The organism is Verrucomicrobiia bacterium (assembly GCA_035577545.1).
Classification (GTDB): domain Bacteria; phylum Verrucomicrobiota; class Verrucomicrobiia; order Palsa-1439; family Palsa-1439; genus Palsa-1439.
Genome location: DATLVI010000004.1, coordinates 205,803 through 225,811, shown reverse-complemented (window position 1 = coordinate 225,811; position 20,009 = coordinate 205,803). Strand labels below are relative to the sequence as shown.

At 57.9% G+C, this 20,009-nt stretch carries 14 protein-coding genes; 5 read left to right on the top strand and 9 right to left on the bottom strand.

The genetic code is table 11. The features are described 5' to 3' along the window. Positions 1-79: 79 nt before the first annotated feature. The 4 genes from VNL17_01125 to VNL17_01110 all read right to left on the bottom strand — a co-directional run bounded on the left by VNL17_01125 (position 80) and on the right by VNL17_01110 (position 7,511). Positions 80-2,410, bottom strand: a complete 2,331-nt coding sequence (locus VNL17_01125; GenBank protein ID HXI82673.1) for a BACON domain-containing protein — start codon at positions 2,408-2,410, stop codon at positions 80-82. 291 nt (positions 2,411-2,701) lie between these two features. Further along, a complete protein-coding gene (locus VNL17_01120) occupies positions 2,702-3,550 on the bottom strand; it encodes a PEP-CTERM sorting domain-containing protein (GenBank protein ID HXI82672.1) in 849 nt (282 codons plus the stop codon). A gap of 376 nt (positions 3,551-3,926) precedes the next feature. Then, positions 3,927-6,344, bottom strand: a complete 2,418-nt coding sequence (locus tag VNL17_01115; protein HXI82671.1) for a choice-of-anchor tandem repeat GloVer-containing protein — start codon at positions 6,342-6,344, stop codon at positions 3,927-3,929. A gap of 387 nt (positions 6,345-6,731) precedes the next feature. Next, positions 6,732-7,511: a DUF1559 domain-containing protein gene (locus tag VNL17_01110; GenBank protein HXI82670.1), complete on the bottom strand. Its 780-nt coding sequence runs from the start codon at positions 7,509-7,511 to the stop codon at positions 6,732-6,734. A 1,172-nt stretch (positions 7,512-8,683) separates the two neighbouring features. On the opposite strand from VNL17_01110, the gene VNL17_01105 reads away from it, so the two are divergent. Then, the gene (locus VNL17_01105; protein ID HXI82669.1) at positions 8,684-12,439 is read left to right on the top strand and encodes a LamG-like jellyroll fold domain-containing protein; all 3,756 of its coding nucleotides are present in this window, start codon (positions 8,684-8,686) and stop codon (positions 12,437-12,439) included. A 65-nt stretch (positions 12,440-12,504) separates the two neighbouring features. Here VNL17_01105 and VNL17_01100 read toward each other — a convergent pair whose 3' ends face one another. The 5 genes from VNL17_01100 to VNL17_01080 all read right to left on the bottom strand — a co-directional run bounded on the left by VNL17_01100 (position 12,505) and on the right by VNL17_01080 (position 16,960). Then, on the bottom strand, positions 12,505-13,416 hold the full coding sequence (locus VNL17_01100) for a sulfotransferase (protein ID HXI82668.1): 912 nt from the start codon (positions 13,414-13,416) through the stop codon (positions 12,505-12,507). A gap of 154 nt (positions 13,417-13,570) precedes the next feature. Next, the gene (locus VNL17_01095; protein HXI82667.1) at positions 13,571-14,509 is read right to left on the bottom strand and encodes a hypothetical protein; all 939 of its coding nucleotides are present in this window, start codon (positions 14,507-14,509) and stop codon (positions 13,571-13,573) included. A gap of 47 nt (positions 14,510-14,556) precedes the next feature. After that, positions 14,557-16,173, bottom strand: a complete 1,617-nt coding sequence (locus VNL17_01090; protein HXI82666.1) for a rhomboid family intramembrane serine protease — start codon at positions 16,171-16,173, stop codon at positions 14,557-14,559. A gap of 17 nt (positions 16,174-16,190) precedes the next feature. After that, on the bottom strand, positions 16,191-16,652 hold the full coding sequence (locus VNL17_01085) for a L,D-transpeptidase (GenBank protein ID HXI82665.1): 462 nt from the start codon (positions 16,650-16,652) through the stop codon (positions 16,191-16,193). Next, positions 16,649-16,960, bottom strand: coding sequence for a 4a-hydroxytetrahydrobiopterin dehydratase (locus tag VNL17_01080; GenBank protein HXI82664.1), 312 nt, complete (start codon positions 16,958-16,960; stop codon positions 16,649-16,651). The genes VNL17_01085 and VNL17_01080 overlap by 4 nt, the downstream gene beginning before the upstream one ends. 132 nt (positions 16,961-17,092) lie before the next feature. Between VNL17_01080 and VNL17_01075 the strand changes: the two genes are divergently transcribed. The 4 genes from VNL17_01075 to VNL17_01060 all read left to right on the top strand — a co-directional run bounded on the left by VNL17_01075 (position 17,093) and on the right by VNL17_01060 (position 20,009). After that, the gene (locus VNL17_01075) at positions 17,093-17,551 is read left to right on the top strand and encodes an Rrf2 family transcriptional regulator (GenBank protein ID HXI82663.1); all 459 of its coding nucleotides are present in this window, start codon (positions 17,093-17,095) and stop codon (positions 17,549-17,551) included. A gap of 6 nt (positions 17,552-17,557) precedes the next feature. Continuing rightward, entirely contained in the window at positions 17,558-18,646 is a 1,089-nt protein-coding gene (locus VNL17_01070; GenBank protein ID HXI82662.1) for an Mrp/NBP35 family ATP-binding protein, read from the top strand. After that, entirely contained in the window at positions 18,643-18,963 is a 321-nt protein-coding gene (locus VNL17_01065) for a metal-sulfur cluster assembly factor (GenBank protein ID HXI82661.1), read from the top strand. The genes VNL17_01070 and VNL17_01065 overlap by 4 nt, the downstream gene beginning before the upstream one ends. A 71-nt stretch (positions 18,964-19,034) precedes the next feature. Further along, a complete protein-coding gene (locus VNL17_01060) occupies positions 19,035-20,009 on the top strand; it encodes a hypothetical protein (GenBank protein HXI82660.1) in 975 nt (324 codons plus the stop codon).

Sequence of the window (20,009 nt, the reverse complement as noted above, 5' to 3'; positions counted from 1 at the left end):
CTCCTGGGCGAGCCGCCCAGTTCTTACAGCGTCCCCCCAGCCTGGTATAACAAAGTGCTCTCTTGCGATACGCGCAAACTTACTGGCAGTTCGGCGTCTGACGGACGCGGTAGTAGACGTTCGTCTTGGAAGTCACACTGTTATCGATTTGTGTGAAAATCCCACCCGTGCCGGGGGTAAAGCCCGAGAGCGGTGTCCAAGCCGCGTTGTTGGTCGAATAGTTACCCGTCGCGCGCTCCACCCGGTACAACAGGTTCGCATTGGCTTCCGTTTGATAGGTGACGGTCGCGTTGTTATTGAGAACCGTCACGCTCTTAACGGCCATCTCCGGACCGACCAGGAAGAAATGCTGCCCGGGGAAGTTGGTAAGGTTGATGGTGCTGGTGGCGCCAACAGTACCCAGGTTGCTCTGCCCCTGACACGCATTCGTGGTAGGGCCGACGGGCCCGAGGATCTGGTTCGACAGGAAGGTGTGACCCGGATTGTTGATGAACGCGCAAACAGCGATCGGCCCCGTCGGATTTCCGAGAGCCGCAAGAGGTATGGCCAGTTCAACACCAGACCTGACCAATGCCGCGGCCACCGACTGCAACGCGCCTGCTCCATTCGTAACGCAGGAAGTGCCGTCAACACCGTTCGTATTGGTATCGTTGATGGTTGCCTGGATAAGAAATGGATTCGTGCCCCCGGACAGCGTGCCATTGGTCGTGGTGGTCGAGCCCAGGAAGTACCCATTCGTCGCCACGCCGACGTTGTTTGTGCCGCCCGGCCACATCTGGGCATAGTTACCATACAAATGGTAAGGAACCTGCCCACCGTTCACGTTGATGTAGTAACTGGCCGCAAAGCCGGCGTCGAACGTCAGACCGGGCGTAGAGCCATTCGTTGCCCCGCCCATGGCATTCAGGCCGTTAAAATCAACGTTGGGGTTAACATTGGTAAGCGTGTTTTGTCCGGGTGCACCGGTCGAGAAGAAAATATCCAGCTTGTTATTGTTGTTCTCCAGATTCCCCGCGAATACCAGGAACAACACGCCGTCCTTAACGAGTCCATACGCCGCATCGAGTTCGGAACCGCCGCTATTCGACATGAGGTTCGTGCCGACACTATTGCCAAATCCCGTGCCCTGGATTTGCACGGCAATCGGGCATCCATAGGCCGATTCCGCGATACCATCGACGATGATGCTGCTCAATGGAGGCAGGAATTTGCCGTCTTCAGTAATCGTCGCGCTCGCCGTCACAAACTGCCCGGAAACGATAATGCTCGCCGTGCGCGCGTCGATCGTCGTGTTGGTTGCCACGGAATAAGTAATGGTGCCATTGCCCACACCGCTCGCACCGCCTGTAATCGTGAGCCACGGTTGGCTGCTGGACGCTGTCCAAGAGCAGGCGCCTTGATCGACGACACCCACGGTACCCACGCCGCCATTGACAGCAAAGTTAGTCGTGGCAGGACTCAGCAAGAAGGCGTTACACGGCGGAACCGCAAACGTAAATGTATGCGTCCCCGGAAGCGCGCTGAAATTGACCGCACTTGCACTGCCGAAGCTACCCTGGCAGAACGTCGGCGTGCCATCCCAGATCGGGCCGAGAACCTGATTGTACATACTGGCAAACCCATCGTCTGTCATAAATATGCAGATGGAAACCTGTCCGGTCGGATTGCCGATGGCACTGAGCGGGATGGCCAGTTCAAGGCCCTTGGTGACGTTTTGTGGATTAAATGGCGCGCCATTGACTTCGCAACCCGAAAGGTCCCCTTGGACGCCATTGGTATTGCTGTTATTGATGGCGGCCCGAATGCCGAACGTGCCGTCCACGAAAATGTTGGCAGGAGGCGCGTTGCTTGGAAGAACCGAGCCGAGGAATTCGCCATCGCATCCGGCGCAAACCACTTCACGATTCAGGTACATTGTCGGCCCGACACCAGCGCCCCCAACGGTCACGCCGATCCAGTAATTTGCCGCGAAACCGGTATCGAAGGTCAACCCGGGATCACCGTTTTGCTGGGGGCCACCGTTAACGCCCAGGTTGTTAAGGCGACCAAAATCAGCGGCGCCATTGTAATTGGTCCCCAGTGTGTGATCACCGCCAGGCCCGGTCATGAAAAAGATCTGGAGCTTGTCGAAAGGATTGCCACTTGAATCAGCCCCGCCCGAGTCTATGTTTCCCGCGATAAACATGTACAGCACGCCGTTGGAAATCGTTCCGTACGCTGCATCGAGTTCGGAGCCGCTGGAGGCGTCGACGTTCGTCTCGTTGTTCTTGAAAGTCGATGTGCCGAGCTTCTGGGTGACAATGGCTGATCCGTACTGCGCGTCCAATGAGCCATCGATGACGATCTGTGCTTTCGTGATGGTGGGGATTGCCAACAAGGCCGCAACGAACACTGCAAAGGTAGATTTCATAACACTAAGGCTCCTATTCTCTATCTCTCGCCGGTTTTGCACTCAACGCTGCCAAATCAGTCGAAACGCTTTACCACTTACCCCTACCATGTCCGCCGATCCGTTGTCAACTACTAAATGCCTTAAAAAGGCTTGCTGCCATGGTCATTGATTGATCCGCCTCGGTTTGACGCGAATTTGCCCATTTGGCAACAAATTCGACGAACCAAAGAATGTATCGGGCTAAAAACAACGAGCCCCGCAACTCTGCGGGGCTCGTCGGCATGCTCGATGATTGAGCGAATTGTATGGTTAGGCTTTGCGACGGCGAATCGTCAACGCACCGAGCAGTCCGACCACTACGAGACCGATCGATGAGGGTTCGGGAACCGCCACGGTGAAAAACTGACCGGCAGTTCCACTGAAATCAAACCGCCCGCTATTTCCCAAGTTGCCCGTTCCGGAAGGCAAACCTGGAAGGAACTGGTTCGAGAGGAAGCTGTCGCCGCCGCCGTTAACATCGGCCAGCACGGAGATTGAGCCACCCGTCCATCCGATTGAGGCGAGAGGGATCTGCAATTCCAAACCGGTCCCAACCGAAAGCGCCTGGGCCGAGGTGGCCGAACTGCCGGTGATGCCACCAGCGTTTTTGTTGTTGTCCCCAATCGTGCTTACGCCGGGGGTGCCGGTTCCAATCCCGCCCGAGAGAGGGATCGAGCCCACAAAACCGCCCGCAGGGACGCCCGTCAAAGTATACTCTTCGACGTAGTTGGTGCCCGTAAAGTCGTTCACGTCCAACGCGAACGTGGCTTGGAAGCCGGGGCTAAACTTCGACCCGTTCATCTGTTGCATCGTGGCAGTGGTGGGTACAGCAAGGGTGCTTTGACCCGCGGCGCCGCCAGAAATAAACACATTTACGTGGTTGCCGTTGCTCTCATGGTTGCCCGCAAGAAACAAATAGAGGTTCCCGCCGCTAATCGTGCCGTAACCGGCATCCAATTCCGAACCGCCGCCTGACGTGCCGTCTCCAACGGTGCTGTCCCCGAAACCAGTGGGATTCCCCTGGATCGCCAGCGCGCTGCCGTAGCCCGCATCCAGCGTCCCATCGACAGTAATCGCTCGCGCTTGTATAGTGGACAAAAGAAATGCAGCAGCCGCCATGGTGCTGTAAAGACAGATTGACCGATAAGACATTTTCATACTCACCATCTCCCTCGCTTAGATGTTAACCTCGCCTCGTCGCTTGACGTCTCGTTTCACCGTACTGGTAAAACGCTCCAAACGTCAGTATCCCGTATAACGGTTTCGCATCCGGGTGTCAACACTTTTTAGCAACTTTCTTGCAAGAAGGATGGTTGGAGGGCAGATTAACACTGGCCCTCAACGTGATACCTCTTATTCCATGCCATATGCGGGGGGATCGACTACAGCCGTGCGAGCCCGCCTTGCGCCGATGCGGCGCGTTCGTTGTTGACAGGCCAGTGACAAAAACCTTCAGACTTCCAGCCTGTGGCGTTTGCCCGAACCCTCGCCAGTCTCAGTACGGAGCAGGCATCTTCCAGTTGAAGCCGTTATGGCCGGACTGGAGTTGAATTAGGATACTGGAACCCACTGCAATCATAGTCCCGCCCGCATCGGTATTGCCAGTACCGCTTTGCTTCCAGCCAGCCGTAAGCGACTTCGTGGCCGTTGTATAGAAATACGTGTTGTAAACTCCAGCCGTATCGTCATGGATCAGCACATAATCCGAACCAAAGACAAAGCTATCGGTCGAAACACCGTCCGTGTACAACCCGCTATTCGATAGGGTGATGGCCGCCGCATAGACGTTAGCGGGTATTTGATTCCCAGGTCCGAACAACGGTACAATTGTCGGTCCGAGCTTCACTGCGCCAACCGACTTGAATGTGAGGTTCGTACCCGGTTGGCGGTTAATGAGAATGCCTTGATTGTTGTAGAGCGGCGTTTGCGCAGCATCCGCGTTTCCGGAGCCCGCAGACTTCCAGCCAGCAGTTAATGCCTTCGTGGCGGTCGTGTAGTAGTACGTCGAGAAGGTCTGTGTTACCGGATTTTGAACCAGAATTTGGTCGCCCGAAGCTCCTTGATCGAGGCCGACCTGGTCGGTTGTCCCGAAAACGCTGGCGATGGTCCAGTGCGGATACAATTTGTAGGTTGACCCGTTGGCGATTACGGACGAATCGTCGTTGGCGGTGAACACATTCACCGCGTCATTGCTCACGACATCATCGGTAAACCCCGCCGACGTTCCGCTTGTGACCTCGATATAATACAAAGGGCCATTGGAAACGCTGTTGTACTGGCCGGGTGATAGTGGGCTGTCCAGCGGAACTTGCGTGCCGGAAACCGTGCCGACGACCCCGCGGAGCGCCGGAATCTGCGTCAAGCCCAGGCCCAAAAATGAGTACGCCGGGCTACCGGGGGCGTTTGTCCCTTCGGCCGTCAGTGTGACGAATCCCACCGGATCCGAGTACGCGTCGGCGGAGCAGGCGAACACATCAACACGGTAGAATCGTTGCGTGTTGACCGCGCCGCCGTAGTCGATCAACGTGAGGGGGCCGCCGATGCTGTTGCTGACCGAGGCGCCGACAACATCGGACCATGACCCGTCCGTCATTGAGTTGCGGTACTGCAGTTGGTAGTGCTCGCCGAAGATGGACGGAACCGTGATGACTACATTGGAACCCACAATCTGGATGGCGCTGACCTGATTCGGTGGTGGATTGAGAGAATTAAAGGGAACGATGAGCTTGAAGATAACACCGTGACCGGGCCCGCCGCCTTCTATTGTCGTCCCGTAGAAATTGCCGTCGCAACCCTGCGTAAGCCTGGCATTTGGATATCGTCCATCACCATCACCCCCTCCGAATTCGTAAAGATTCGTGTAGTCCCCGCTTGGGCTGATCCGGAATATCTCCCCGTAGGCACCGCCGTAGACGTCCAAGTTTGATCCTCCAACCATAGTGACCCCGTAGAAATTGCCGTCGCTGCCTTGCGTCAGCCAAGCGTCAGCAGACGCATTGTCACTTCCGCTAAAGTCGTAAAGATCCGTAAAGCTTCCGCTTGGAGTGATTCTGAAAATGTTGCCCTGACTCTCGACGTCAGGATCGGGACTATTCCAATTTGGGCCCCCGGATTCTGTGATGCCGTAAAAATTACCGTCGACGCCCCGCACGAGCCCGAGTGGACCGGCTCCGTCAGTGCCATCGAATTGGTGTAGGGTGGCAAAGGTGCCGCTCGGAGTAATTCTGAACAGCGTGCCAACGTAGTTTTCCCCGCTGGAATGGGCCACACCGTAGAAGTTGCTATCACTGCCCTGCACTAGCGCGCCAATTGGTCCGGCACCCTCCGAACCGTCTGAGGAGAAACAGTGGAGAGTCGTCAGACTACCGCTCGTACTGATACTAAATACTGACCCTGCCCCGCACATGGACGAATCACTATCCCAAGCCGTCGTGCCGTAGAAATTGCCATCGCTGCCTTGCACTAACCAAGCCTCTGGATAGCCGTCCACCGAGCAAAGAGTCGTAAAGCTACCGTTCGGACTGACTTTGAACACGGTACCATCGGAACACGCCCAGCCGGAGGTTGTGCCGTAGAAATTACCGTCACTGCCCTGGACAAGTGCACCACCGGCATAGGGACCGCGACTATCGCTGCTGGGAAACGAGCAAAGAGTCGTAAAGGTGCCACCACTCGGACTGATTTTGAACACTGTTCCAACAGTACCGGTCCCGCAATCCGCGTTGGTGCCACCGTAGGCTGTCGTGCCGTAAAGATTGCCGTCGCTGCCCTGAACAACTCCATTGGGATCGTACCCATCATTACCGGCCGTAAACACGTAAATATTCGTTAGCGTCGCAGCTGAAGCGCTGTCGCAATAGCTGCTGAACAGAAAAAGAAAAGCAAGGCTTCCGACGATGGTGGTTCGTTTCATGGCATGGCTCCTCCTTGTGGGTTAACTGGAATTATTGTGGCGCGACCGGCGAAAAGGGCCACGCGGATTTCAAACTTGATTTCAGGAGTGGGCTCCGTAGTCGCCCCGAAAGTCTTCGAGGCGCACTCTACAATGTCATACGAAGGTAGACACGACAGTAGTGTGTGCAGAAACACTCAACCCCCTCCAACGCGGGAAGCGAACGGAACATAACGCAAAAGGGACACCCTGCCTCTTTGCCTGTACAGCGGTGGCACTACTACGAGGTCTGACAGACAAAGTCAACGCGTTTATTGACGTATCTCCTGGGGAGTGACGGAAATTCTCGGAGAGCGAGAATCGTGAAGATCTACCGGCTACCTTCACGGCCGATGGTCTCGCGCGATTCTAAGTGCCATCGTGCTGGCCGATAGTCTGAGGCGATTGCAAAGGTGGATCGGGATTGTTGTAGTAGCCCCAATCATCTTGGATTAATTTGTAAAGGTCATCGACTGAAGGGCCGTTAATCCAATCCACATGATTGTCCGTGAAAAGGACATTGCGCCCGTCGGTGCCGTGCGCAGAGTCTGGCGTCATGGGGGGGGTAGTCTGTGCCGATGTGGTTGATCGGTCCGCGCATAGCATGTAAATACCGCCTGTGCTGGAACCCTTCAAAGGCAGCTTAACGCCCATCTTTGCGATGTAGAAGTAGCTGAGATTCCACCATCTTACTAATTTCCAGTCTGATGGTATACCACCCTTCCCCGGGCTGCGGCTGCCCGTGAACCTGTCGCTGGGGCAGACAAACACTCCCGTGCTGCCAATGTAGTGTTTCTTCACGAGGAACCGGGCGAAGCAGGTGAAGCCTCCCACATTTTGGCCGGCACCCCCACCTATGCCGACTTCGCTGTTCAGCATGTTCGCAGTCGATATGTCCCCAGCATTACCGACGTTATTCGGGAACCAACCATCGTAGTCATCCGAGTACATGATCATTCCCTGCCCAATCTGCCGGAGGTTGCTCAAACAAAGGGCGCGTCTTCCCTTTTCACGGGCCTTGTTGAGCGCGGGCAGGAGCATCGCAGCGAGAATGCCGATGATGGCGATGACGACAAGGAGTTCGATCAAAGTGAAAGCGGCATGTCTTGCCGTTTTTCCGTGAGTAACGACGTCAGGGGTTTTTTGCATACCGTCTGTTAGACCTCCGTCCAAATGCCACTGTTCGTATTGAACCACAAACCAATCAGGAAGTAAAGAAAAAACGCTTTACCTTGAATTCGTAACTGGCATACCGCGCCATTGTCTCCTGGAAATCTTACGATCCAAACCCGTTGCTGAATTCAGCCGGACACGGACACTTCGCCGTGTCACCAGCTTCCCTGATACAAAACTTGGGGGGACGTGTCAATCACGAATCGCTCGTTTTTCGGCCTACTGGTTTCCATTTTCGGCCTTTTGATTTTCAGGCAGATACCGTGACCTGGTGAATTCGGGCAGCCGAAGCCGCGCCTTTCTATCGGTATTCGATATTTTTTGCTGGACGCCTTACAGTAGGGTGAGTATAGTCCTGGAAACAAATGAACATTCAGTGTTCAACAGGCGGGTCGTCCAGCTTCCATGGGGACGCAGACCCGCCGTCGCCAAAACCATGGCGAGGCTGCATGCCGCGCGCGGCCTAGGACCCCCCTATATACGTTTCTGCGAAACGAACCCAATTTATTTTCGCGCATTTTTCTATACATCATGTTTATTTATAGAATCTTACACAGTTTGCAGCAGCGTTTGCAAATGGGTTCGTTTCCCGAAAACGAACCCATTTGCCGCACACGACAGCGGCGTCTCGTCCGACTCGGCTTCGAGGGGCTTTTTGTGGGGTTAATTGCCGCATTTGGCTTCGTTTCCCGCAGACGACAGCGGCGCCGTGTAGCACTCGGCTTCGGAAAACGGAGCCGTGGGAGAGTCGCGGCGGTAACGTCCCTCCCACGTTCAAGCCCCGAAAGGAATTCGGGGCGGGCGGGAGCGGAGGTGGCGACGGATTCGACGTCGACCAATGGCGCGGGCGCGCAGCCGGTACCGCGCTTCGGCTCCGGCAGACCCGCTTTTCATCTTGCATTCTGGCAGAATCTGTTGCATTGTCAGCTGTGTACGGGGATTTCAGCAGACCCCACCGTGTTGTGGGGGAAGCAATTGCGGGGGACGTGATCCCATACGATAATTATTTGGTAGTTGGCTGAATGGGTACACTTATGAATTATCGCTGCGGGAAAATCTCCCGATTGTTTGTTGTCTGTCTGTTTTTTTTCACCGCAATTGGTAAACCGCTTTCCTCTCTCGCCGCGGGAGTATCCTCACAATCGGGCATGGGCTCGATTCCTTACGTCGGCATCTGGACCAATACCAGCACCGCCGGTACCGGCTTTGGTCAGTGGCAATTCAGTCCCACCACCAACAACGGTAACGTGTTCTACTACATCCAGACTTCCACCCTGAACGACAACGGCGGATCCGCTGGAAATGGCGGCAACGACATCAATAACGGCGGAGTCGCCTGGGGCATGACGGCGCTCAACAGCACGCTGGCCAATGCCACCCGAACGTTCAACAGCGCACTGACCACGAACCAGACTTTCCAGATCGACATGGACAACGGAAACATAACCGCGGGCGGCAGCGTTGGGTTTGCCCTGCAAAACAGTTCCACCCAGAATGTCTGGCAGTACTTTTTCACGGGCGGCTCCAACACGTACGCGATCGACGCGGCAAGCGTTAGCGGCCCGGCGTTACCCAGCTTCACCCGCGACGGCATGCGGTTGACGTTTTCGCTGACCTCCCCCAGTACGTATTCGGTCACGGTCCTCACGTATGCCGCCGGCGGATTGGCGGGCGCGGGAACCACGACCACCTACACCGGCAGTCTCAATAACCCGGGTGGCGGCCAGGTGATCACCAGTGTGCGGCTTTTCAATTTCAACGCCGGCAGCGGCACCAACAACAACGCCTATTTCAACAACATGATCATTTCCCCCGGCGTTGCCACCGACAACGCCGCCAATTCCGGCTACAGTACGGCGGGCACCACGTTCCGCGTCTGGGCGCCGAGCGCGACGGCGATGCATGTTTCGGGCACGTGGAACGGCTTCAACACATCCGCGACGCCGCTGTTCTCCGAGGGCAACGGTAATTGGTCCGCCGACGTGGCCGGGGCCCTCAACGGCCACCAATACCAGTACTACATTTCCAATTCCACGGTCGGCACGAACGTCACCAAACAGGATCCCCGGGCCCGTCGTGTGGTCAACTCCGCCAGCAACAGCTATATTTACAACCCGACCAACTTCAACTGGGCGGGCGACAACTTCACCGCTCCCGGCCTGAGCAACGCGGTGATCTACGAAATGTGCATCGGATCGTTTAACGATCCGAACGCGCCGAATAATGCCGGCACCTTTTATGACGCGACGAACCGGTTGGCCTTCCTGAAACAGCTCGGAATCACCGCCGTCGAAGTTATGCCGATCAACGAGTTTCCCGGCGATTTCAGTTGGGGCTACAATCCCGCCGGCATTTTCGCCGCGGAAAGCGCCTATGGCGGTCCGGATGGTTTCAAGACCTTCGTAAAGGTCGCCCATCAACTCGGCATCGCGGTGCTCCTCGACGTGGTCCACAACCACTGGGGCGGCAACAGCGCCGGCAACGGCTATGGGGATCTGTACCATAGCGTGTGGCAGTTTGACGGCACGTCCTCAGGCGGGTTCGGCGGGATTTATTTCTACCAGGATTCCTGCAGGGGCTTCGCCCAGACATGGGGACCGCGACCCAATTTTGATACGTCCCAAGTCTATCAGTTCATTAAGGACAATATCACGATGTGGATGAGTGAATGCCATGTCGACGGATTCCGCTGGGACTCGGTCGGGGAAATCGAGGGAGATTATCCGTGCGGGGATACGCTCACTTCCGGCATCAACCTGATTGCGGACGTTAGCGGGATGATCCACTCCCAAGCGGGGGGTAAGATCAATATCGGCGAGGATAATCCGAATAACCAGACCGGGGCCAACGGGTTCGACGGGACCTGGGACAACAACGCCTTCTTCGGCAACGTCCAGCCTCAATTGTCCGCTTCGAGTGACTCCGCGCGCAACATGGGATCGATCAGTTTTGCCGTCAATATCAATCACAACGGTGGCGGCATGGGGAACTGGGGAAACGTTGTCTTCACGGAGGACCACGATCAGTGCGGGGACGGGAACGGCTCGGGGGCCCAGCGTATACCGGTGAGGATTGACAACAACAACCCGACGAGCTATTTCGCACGCAAGCGTTCTTCGCTTGGAGCGGCCCTCACATTGACCACCGCCGGGATGCCCATGCTCCTGCAGGGCCAGGAAATGCTGACCACCAGTCAGTTCGGCGCGGTCATCCCCATCAATTGGGGATTGACGAACACCTGGAGCACCATCGTTTCCCTCTACACGGATCTCATCCGTCTTCGGCGGAACCTCGACGGGCGGTCCGCAGGTCTTACGGGCGTGAACACCAGCACCATCTGGCAGGACAACCTCAGCAAGATGATCGCCTACCGTCGGTGGAATACGGGCAATGTGGGAGACGACGTCATCGTCATTTGCAACTTCGCGAACACCAATTGGCCGGCGTACAACATCACCGGTTTCCCCCATACAGGCATTTGGTACACGCAACTCAACAGCGACTTCACCAAGTACGGTTCCGACTATGGCAACTTCGGGAGCCTTTCCACCACGGTGTCTGTCAATACCGCCACAATTTCCATCGCTCCGTATAGCGTCCTGATTATGTCGCAGAATGTGCCCGGCGCACCCCCCACCCCGCAGGGCGTCACGGCCACCACGATTGGCACCAACCAAATCAACGTCTCCTGGGGCGCTTCCGGCGGCGCCACCGGGTATATCGTCAAACGGGGCGGCTCTCCCATTGCCACCACCGCCGCGACCACCTATTCCGATACCGGTTTGTCCGTGGGCGCGACCTACTGTTACTCGGTCGCCGCGACCAACAATCTCGGGGGAACTTCTGCGGATTCCGTATCCGCTTGCGCAGCGACGCTGCCCGCGACCAGCGCGACCAACCTCCTGGCTTATTGGACGCTCGACGAAGGAACCGGGTCCACGGCGTTCGATTCCTCCGGGAACACCAACACCGGTGCCGTGACCCTGGGTGGCGGCGGATGGACCGGCGGCATGGTCAATGGCGCCCTGTCTTTCGACGGCGAATCGACCCAGGTGCTGGTTTCCAACGCCGCGTCGCTGAATCCGGTGCAGACAATCACAATCTCCGCGTGGGTCAACGCGCAGTATTGGTTCAACACTCCCCGGATCGTGGAGAAGGGCAAGACGGACAATCAATACGCACTCTTCGTGAACGGGTCGGGTTCACTCGAATTTCTCCTGACCGGCGTGACCGGCGGGAATTTGTCAATCACTCCGCCGTCCGCGGGGGTCTGGCATCACGTGGCCGGCACGTACGACGGATCGTCAATCAGCCTGTATGTCGACGGGCAACTGGCCGCGCAACACCCGGCCAGCGGCCCGCTCGCGATCACCACGGACCCGCTCGCCATTGGCGACAAACCGTCCGGCAGCGTGCTCACGTCCTTCGCCGGCATCATCGATGATGTTCGGATTTATGGCAGCGGCCTGCCCGCGAACCAGGTCGCCCAGCTCTACGGCACGGACAGCGTTGGCGATGGGATCGCGAACTGGTGGCGTCTGCAGTATTTTGGAAGTAGCTCCACAACCAATTCCAGTACCTGCGGCGCCTGTGATTATGATGGCACCGGCCAAAATAACCTCTTCAAGTACGTGGCCGGATTGGATCCAACCGATATCACATCGGTCTTCTATCTCCAGATCGCCACGGTGACCAACCAGGATGCGCAGCAAAACCTGCTCTTCAACCCACTGGCCTCTGGCCGCACGTACGTGCCCCAGTACAGCACCGATCTCGCCAGCGGGGTCTGGTTCCCGCTCCTGGATTATTTGGGACCGTCGACAAACGGCAATCAGGTGACGATCACGGACACGATCGCGGCGCCGCCCCAGAAGTTCTACCGCATCGACATCTCGGTGCCGTAAGGAAAGCTTGGCGTACCTCGGACCCGGTGAACGGAGCCGTTAGGTGTTCTCAGCGGAGTGGAAGATCATCTGGCGAGGTGCGCCACGGTGGTTGTGAGGACCGGGGCCGGTGCCGGGTCGATTTCATACCCGAGCTCCGTCAGTCGCTTCCCGGCCAGTTTGTAAAACAGTGCCAGCTCTTCCCGGTTCAACTCGTCACGCCAGCGTTCGATCGCCTGGGTGGTGAGGGGCGCCGTGGCGGCTTCGTTTGAAATAAAATTGGCTGCGTCCCGTGATGGCCCCGTTTGCTTGTGGTATTCGAGCATAACCGGGTCCCACGGTTCGTCGATGAACTCGCAGAGCTGCCGCAGTTGCGGTCCGGGCGCATTCACCAGGTTCTCGTAATGGATTTCGAAATAGTTTGGGTGTCGTTGCCACCTCAAGGCCGTCGCCGTTTCACGCAGCCACGCCTGGATACAGGGTTCCAGTGGTTTTCGAATTCCCGTGGCCACTTTTTTTCCATCAACGATCCGATGCTTGGGATGCGTACGAATCGAACACACCACGTCCCGCCCATCGCGAATCACATGGATGAACTTCGCCTTGGGAAAATGGCGGAAAATGTAATCGAGGAACCGCGCATGATGCGGCGTTTTCTCCGCCCATCGTTTCCGGCCGCGGTCGGCTGCGTACCGGGTCAAAAACATTTCGACGAAATGCGCATGATCGCTTGCCATCCGGCGCAGCCGCCAAATCTCGTCGATGGGAATACCGAACCGCTTCGTCAGTTTGTGGGGAAGAAAACTTCCCGCCAGCAGACTGCTCTCGGGACCGCAGGCGATGTGTGGATGCGAGTCCAGCATGACTCGCAGCAAGGTCGTACCACTGCGCTGACAACCGCCAATAATGATCGGGGAGTCTTCCGACACGTATCGGGATATGGTTCGGCGTAACCATCGGGCGAAGGACGAATTGTTGGTCGAAAGCTTCTCGAACATGTTACCTGCCTGTGTTCATGATCACAATTCTATGCCCACATTACACGAATGCAATGATTCTGTCACCAAAAAGACATCGTGGAAGAACACATCAAGCCCCTAGGAGGGAGCAGTCGGAAAACCTACGTCTGGTAAGGCGGGGCTACTCTGCCCGCTAACGGGGATTGGATGGAGGCCCGTCGTTCACACCGGCGATATGTTCCTGGAGAATGGCTTGCTGCAGTTGGGCCAGGGCGTCCTGACATAGCAGCATGACCTTGCGTTTCTGGTTCAGGGAAATCGCCAGGGAGCGAACATTGGTGTTCTCACGGGAAAACGCGAGGATTTGCGTCCGTATCTTGCTGAACTTGGTGTACTCTGACGTGGCCATTTCGAGGTCGGTGTCCCCGCGAAACATCGGTAGGACGGCCAGTCCATCCAGGTCTTTGCGGACCTCCTGGTCCTGCTTGGTCATCCTCAATTCAAGCTCGTCCATCTTTGAATCGCTTTCTTCCGCGATGTGCGGCGCGAGCAGGGCCTGCAAGCGGAGCGCCGCGGTCTGCGCGCCGAAAGCCAACACCGCGACGTTCCTTGCTTCTGGAGCGGCGGCACTCTTCGTCACGACACGGGAAAGCGCGATGTCCATTTCCTGAAGCGCATCCGTGGCCGGGCCAAAGGCCAAACTGTAAGCCTTGAGGTTGGTATTCTTGACCGCCAGAGACAGCAGGTCGCTATCGATATGCTGGAACTCGGCAAAGACCTTGGAGAATTGGGCCAGCAGGTCCTTCTCGTTCGCAGCGCCGCCTGTCTGCAGAAGTTCCCCCAGTTCCCTGGCCCCTTGATCCACCTCCGCTGTGGCCGCGCGGGCCTGGTCGGCGTATTTCTGCGAATCCACGTCGGTCACGGCCAGGACCGCGCTCTTTTCAGCCTCGGAGGCCGAAGCCAGGGACAGGCGCATCCGTTCCACCAGATCGACCCTCCGGGCTTTGAATGCAACTTGTTCGGCCGGGCTCTGGCCCCTTTGGACATGCAACACGACCAGCATCAACACGAGCAGCGCTGCCGCGCCAACGGCCATCCAAAAAAACTCCTTGCTGCCGGGCTTCATCGTCATAAGACTATCCTCTCTATAACGGAATCATACCTCCCCCGCAACGCTTCTTACCGCGCGGCGATCCGATCTCGTTGCCGATACAAAACCAGAGCGATGAGAATGCCGGCCACGAAGCCGCCGACGTGGGCCAGGTTATCCACTTGCGGTTCGAGTCCGCCAATGGTGAAGTCCGTGGCGACCATCAACGCCAACACCACCAGCAACCGCCTTCGCAAACCGTGATACATGGGCGAACGCAATCGCCACACCGCGACAGCAAAGGCGCCGATCACACCAAAAATCCCGCCGCTCGCGCCGATAGCCACGTCGTAATGCGCCACGAACGCGCTGGCCAGGTTCCCCAACGCGCCAGCCACCAGGAACACGACGAGAAAGCGCCAGCGCCCCATCGTCTTCTCGACTGCCGTCCCAAAAATCCACAACCCGGCGCCGTTCATTATTAAGTGCAGCCAATTCGCGTGCAGGAAAAGCGCCGTGAAAATGCGCCACCATTCACCTTGCTGAATCGTGGCGGAGCTATTGCCGGCCCACAACAGGAACTTCTCCTGCATCTCGCCGCTTAAAAACACATCCCCGATCAAATACGCCACCGCCAGGATCACCAGCAGAGCCAGCGTCACGGGCTCGGGTCGCCCCATGTACATCAACGCGCGCCACGCGGCCGTGTCCTTCTCCGCGCGTTGCAGCAGGTCCTGCCCGTGTGCGTACGCCGGGTCCTGCGCGGCCCACTGCGCCGGTAACTCCTCCGTTTGCGCCCGCTGCAAATGTTGCGAGATGGCATCGGGCCATAAGTGGTTCTGCGGCCGTGTCAGCGCCAACGCGCGCGTGAGCCCTTGCGCCGCCGTCTCGCGTTCGCCGCGTGCCAGCGCGCATCGGCCCCGCCAGTAGGCCGCGAATCGTGCGAACTTGCGGGATCGGCGGGCGTACTCACGTTGCCGTAGCAGAGATTCGACGGATGCCGTGTCACCCGCCAGTGCCGCTACGCAGACACGCGCTCCCCACAGTTGCGTTTGTTTCGCGCCCAGTGTGCGCGGTGACAGCGCGACGAACTGCAGGTTGCGCAGGGCGCGTCCGATCTGGCCGATCTCCGCCAGTGCGCGCGCGGCGAGCAACCGCGCCTGTGTCGCCTGTCCCAGCGTGCCCCAGTCGTAAGTGCTCTCGTAAAACGCCACAGCCCGCTCCCACTGCCGCAGCGTCACCAGCAGCGACAGTTTCCACGTTCGGACAACGCCACTGATCATCAGTGGCATCGGCTGCATGGCGAGTTGATCGAGCGCCAACAACGCCTCCTCCGTTTGCCCGCGCGCGACCCGCCCCAGTGCCGCGGCATAACGCCGATACAATCGGCCGGTTTGCCCCCAGGCAACCCGTCCCGCCAACTGACGGAACATGGCGGCGCCACGCCAATCGCCGCTTACTTCCTTCCCCGCCGCCACGGAAGTCAGCACGGACGGCGCGACGACGAACGCGGCGAAGAGTGCCCACGAGATCGGAACCCATACGGGATCCCTGCTGAAATAGATCGCCCCACAACAGGCCAGGAGCGTGACGGACAACTGGGAGATTTGTGCCGCGTACCAACGCCGCTCGCCCCCCAGCAGCAGCGGGATCAGTTGCGTAATCGCAAGAAACAGGATCGGGTAAACAAGGAAACGTTGACTCATGGGGCGTGAAGGAACACTTACGGCAGGATCGTCACCTCATCCCCGATATCCAGGAGATCGTAGAGCCGTCCGATTTGCTCGACGTCCATCGCCACGCAACCATGCGTCCAGGTAATGTTCGGACAAGGCCCGTGCAAGCCGACCTCACCGCCGAGGGCAGTTTTCCACGGCGGACATTTTTTCCCGGCGATCGCGTCGCGGATTTGCTGATATTCGGCCCGGGAAATGAGCTTGTCACGCAGGCCGCGCTCGGCGTCTTCGACATTGGGGTAACTCAAACCCAGGAATCGGTAATAGTTACTCTTGGGATTCTTGTAACAAATATAAAACTCGCCTTCAGGCGTTGCCAGGTCGCCCTCGCGCTGTTTGTCGGCGGAATTCTTGCCCGTGACGACCGGAATGCGCAACACTTCCTCCTCGCCATCGAAAACGATCAGCGTCTTGGAGTGCTTGGTGATGACGAGTCGCCGCGCGCTCACGCCTGCCCGGCTCCAGCCGGGGCCAGCGCGTCGATCTTGGACGCAAGGTCAAAATCCTTCTGCGTAATGCCACCGGCATCGTGGGTCGTGAGCATGATTTTGACACGCTTGTACCGGTAAAGCTGAAGATCGGGATGATGATCCATGGCGTCAGCAATTGGCGCGATTCGGCCGATGAACTGCGCCGCCTCAGTGAACCCGCCCAGCACGAATTCCTTCGCAATCACATCGCCGTCGCGCCGCCAACCGCTCAGCGTCGTGAGCCGTTGCGCGATCTCCCCTTCGGAAAGTTTTGCCGATGTCGCCATTGGTTCCTACGCTGCACTGTAGCAGACTTTTCGTCCCTTTCCGCAAGAATTTCGCGGCTGTGGACGTTGACTTTTTTGGAGGCGCTCCCTATATTGACTTCGGAAACAGGACAAACTTACTCCGATTTAATCATGCAAGTCACTCGAGCAGGCGAATACGCGGTGATTGGGCTACTGTACCTGGCCAAACAGCCTGCCCAGCGCATGGTCATGATCGATGAAATCAGCGAGGCGGAGGATATCCCGAAAAGTTTCCTCGCGAAGATTTTCCAGTCGCTGGCGAAGACCGGCTTTGTCAGTTCGCACCGCGGTGCCGGCGGCGGATTCAGCCTGGCCAAACCGGCGGCGGAAATCACGCTGTTGCAGGTGTTGCAATGCGTCGAGGGCGTTTTTGCGCTGCAGAAATGCGTGTCGGACGAACCCGAGTGTGTGGTCTCGAATACCCGGATGAGCACCTGCACGCTGTGCGCCGTGTTCAGTGAAGCCCAGAACCGCGTCAATGAGGTGTTTGCCCGCACGACAATGGCCGACCTTCTCCAACCCAAATCCCACCCCGCTCTGCCCGTCAAATCGACGGCAGCGCTGAATTGAGGCGTCATGTTCGGCAAAGTCCAACATCCCCTCACCGAGGAGCAGGTTCGCGAAGTCCTTAAGCAGGTAAAATTCCCCGGCTTCAGCCGCGATATCCTCAGTTTCGGCATCGTCAAATCGATCAGCATCACCGAAACGAACGACGTGGCTCTCGCGCTTCACGTGATGACGCGCGACCCCGCTGTTCCCCAACAGATCCAGCGCGATGTGGAAGCCGCACTGAAGCAATGCGATGGCATCGGTCGCGTGTCGATCGAGATGACCGCGCAGCAGCCGCCGCAACAAGGCCAGATTCCCATGGCTGGCGCGGGTGCCACACCCGCCCGACCCCAAATCGTAGGTGTGAAACATATCGTCGCCGTCGGCAGCGGTAAGGGCGGTGTCGGCAAATCCACAGTGGCGGTGAACCTCGCGTGCGCACTCACCCAGCTCGGGCATAAGATCGGCGTCATGGACGCGGATATTTACGGGCCTAGCGTCCCGAAGATGATGGGGGCGATGCAGCGCCCAACGATGTCCGGTGACAAACTCGATCCTGTCGAGAATTTCGGTCTCAAGATGATGAGCATGGCGTTCCTGCTGGACGGCAATTCCCCCGTGATCTGGCGCGGCCCGATGATCATGAAGGCGATCCAACAGTTCAGCCACGCCGTCAACTGGGGCGAACTGGACGTCTTGGTGGTGGATCTGCCGCCGGGCACAGGGGACGCGCAGCTTTCGCTCGCACAAACCATCGCGCTGGACGGTGGCGTGATTGTCACCACGCCGCAGGACGTGGCGCTCGAGGTCGCGCGGCGCGGCATCGCGATGTTCGAGAAAGTTAATGTGAAGATTCTCGGCATCATTGAGAACATGAGCTATTACGTCTGCCCGCATTGCGGCGAGCACGACGACATCTTTGGACACGGCGGCGGCAAGAGGGAGGCCGAACAAATGGGAGTGCCATTTCTGGGCGAAGTTCCTCTGTTCTCCGACATCCGTATTTGCGGTGACAAGGGGGTCCCTATCGTGGTTGCCGAACCGAAAAGCAAACCGGCTCAGGCATTTGTGAGTTGCGCTGAGTCGGTAATGGACCAACTCGCGAAAGCGTCATGAGCCTCACCGAACAGCAGGTTTTTACGAAGCTCAGGGAATGCTACGACCCCGAACTCCCCTGCAACATCGTTGACCTCGGCCTCGTGTACGACGTTCGCCTCGAACCCATTCCGGAGACCAGCGATGCGCGCATCGACGTGAAAATGACGCTGACATCGCAGAGTTGTCCCCTCTCCGCCCAAATCTCCGCCCAGGTCCAGCGCAAGCTCCTCGAATTACCCGGCGTTGGCGAAGCCAATGTCGAGGTCGTCTTCGATCCCCCGTGGAGCTTCGCGAAGATTTCATCTGACGGCAAAAAACTTCTCAGCCTGCCGTAAGCGGCGCGACCAAAGCGCAACTGAAATTAGTTGGACAGTGATGCAATCGGCGAGATACTTTGGCCGCGACGATGAAACGCCCGGCCGAAGAAATCTCTCCGTTCAAACGCCTCCGGTTTCGTGCCGAAGCAGGCGCACTGCGCGCGCTTGCCTGGCTCGTCCCAAAGTTCTCGTGCCACACAGTGCTCCGTTTCAGCCATGGGCTTGGCTGGCTGGCCTATCATATTCTGCAGCAGGAGCGCCGTATCGCCCGAGCCAATCTCGACACCGCGTTTGGCGATGGCAAGACTGCTGCGGAAAAAAAACGCATCGCGAGGGTTTCGTTACAAAATTTCGTGGCCACATTGCTTGGCTTGTTCTGGTCACCAAGGCTGACGCGTACCATCGTCGATGAGGTTGTGGAGTTCGATCCGGAAAGTCTGCGTTGGTTGCGCGATATCCAGGCGCGTGGCAAAGGCATCATCGGCATCACCATGCACTACGGCGACTGGGAGTTGCTCGGGTTGGCCATGGGATTCTACGGAATCCCGATGACCGTGGTGCAGGATGCGACGAACAACGCGGCACTCGGGGAAATCCTGGGTGGACTGCGCGCGGTGTCGGGCAACAGGATCATTCCCAATCATCGGGCTGCCGCGAAACTGATAAAGGCCCTGAAGCGTGGCGAATTCATCGCGTTGTTAATCGATCAATACGTCGCCCGCCATCACGGAGGTGAGTGGCTCACCTTCTTTGGGCTCTCGGTTTCCAATACCCCGGCCATCGGGTGGTTGGCCCTGCGAACGGGTGCGCCTATCGTGCCCTTCGTGGCCCATCCCCTGCCCGGTGGACGCATGCGAATCGCCTGCGGACCCGAGGTCGTCTATGCCGCTGCCGCCGACCCGGAAACTGGCGCGCACGCGATCAACCAGAAATGCCTCGAGGGTTGCGAGAAAGTCATCCGCGAGCAGCCAGAGTATTGGTTGTGGAGCTATAAACGCTGGAAAGCGCGACCTACCCGGGAACAGGGTCGTTATCCGGACTACTCTCGGTACGTCCCCCATTAG

Bases quoted from the DNA above. Each gene is read 5' to 3' on its own strand.
- VNL17_01125 (HXI82673.1), bottom strand. From the start codon at position 2,410: ATGAAATCTACCTTTGCAGTGTTCGTTGCGGCCTTGTTGGCAATCCCC.
- VNL17_01120 (HXI82672.1), bottom strand. From the start codon at position 3,550: ATGGCGGCTGCTGCATTTCTTTTGTCCACTATACAAGCGCGAGCGATT.
- VNL17_01115 (HXI82671.1), bottom strand. From the start codon at position 6,344: ATGAAACGAACCACCATCGTCGGAAGCCTTGCTTTTCTTTTTCTGTTC.
- VNL17_01110 (HXI82670.1), bottom strand. From the start codon at position 7,511: ATGCAAAAAACCCCTGACGTCGTTACTCACGGAAAAACGGCAAGACAT.
- VNL17_01105 (HXI82669.1), top strand. From the start codon at position 8,684: ATGGGCTCGATTCCTTACGTCGGCATCTGGACCAATACCAGCACCGCC.
- VNL17_01100 (HXI82668.1), bottom strand. From the start codon at position 13,416: ATGTTCGAGAAGCTTTCGACCAACAATTCGTCCTTCGCCCGATGGTTA.
- VNL17_01095 (HXI82667.1), bottom strand. From the start codon at position 14,509: ATGACGATGAAGCCCGGCAGCAAGGAGTTTTTTTGGATGGCCGTTGGC.
- VNL17_01090 (HXI82666.1), bottom strand. From the start codon at position 16,173: ATGAGTCAACGTTTCCTTGTTTACCCGATCCTGTTTCTTGCGATTACG.
- VNL17_01080 (HXI82664.1), bottom strand. From the start codon at position 16,960: ATGGCGACATCGGCAAAACTTTCCGAAGGGGAGATCGCGCAACGGCTC.
- VNL17_01075 (HXI82663.1), top strand. From the start codon at position 17,093: ATGCAAGTCACTCGAGCAGGCGAATACGCGGTGATTGGGCTACTGTAC.
- VNL17_01070 (HXI82662.1), top strand. From the start codon at position 17,558: ATGTTCGGCAAAGTCCAACATCCCCTCACCGAGGAGCAGGTTCGCGAA.
- VNL17_01065 (HXI82661.1), top strand. From the start codon at position 18,643: ATGAGCCTCACCGAACAGCAGGTTTTTACGAAGCTCAGGGAATGCTAC.
- VNL17_01060 (HXI82660.1), top strand. From the start codon at position 19,035: ATGAAACGCCCGGCCGAAGAAATCTCTCCGTTCAAACGCCTCCGGTTT.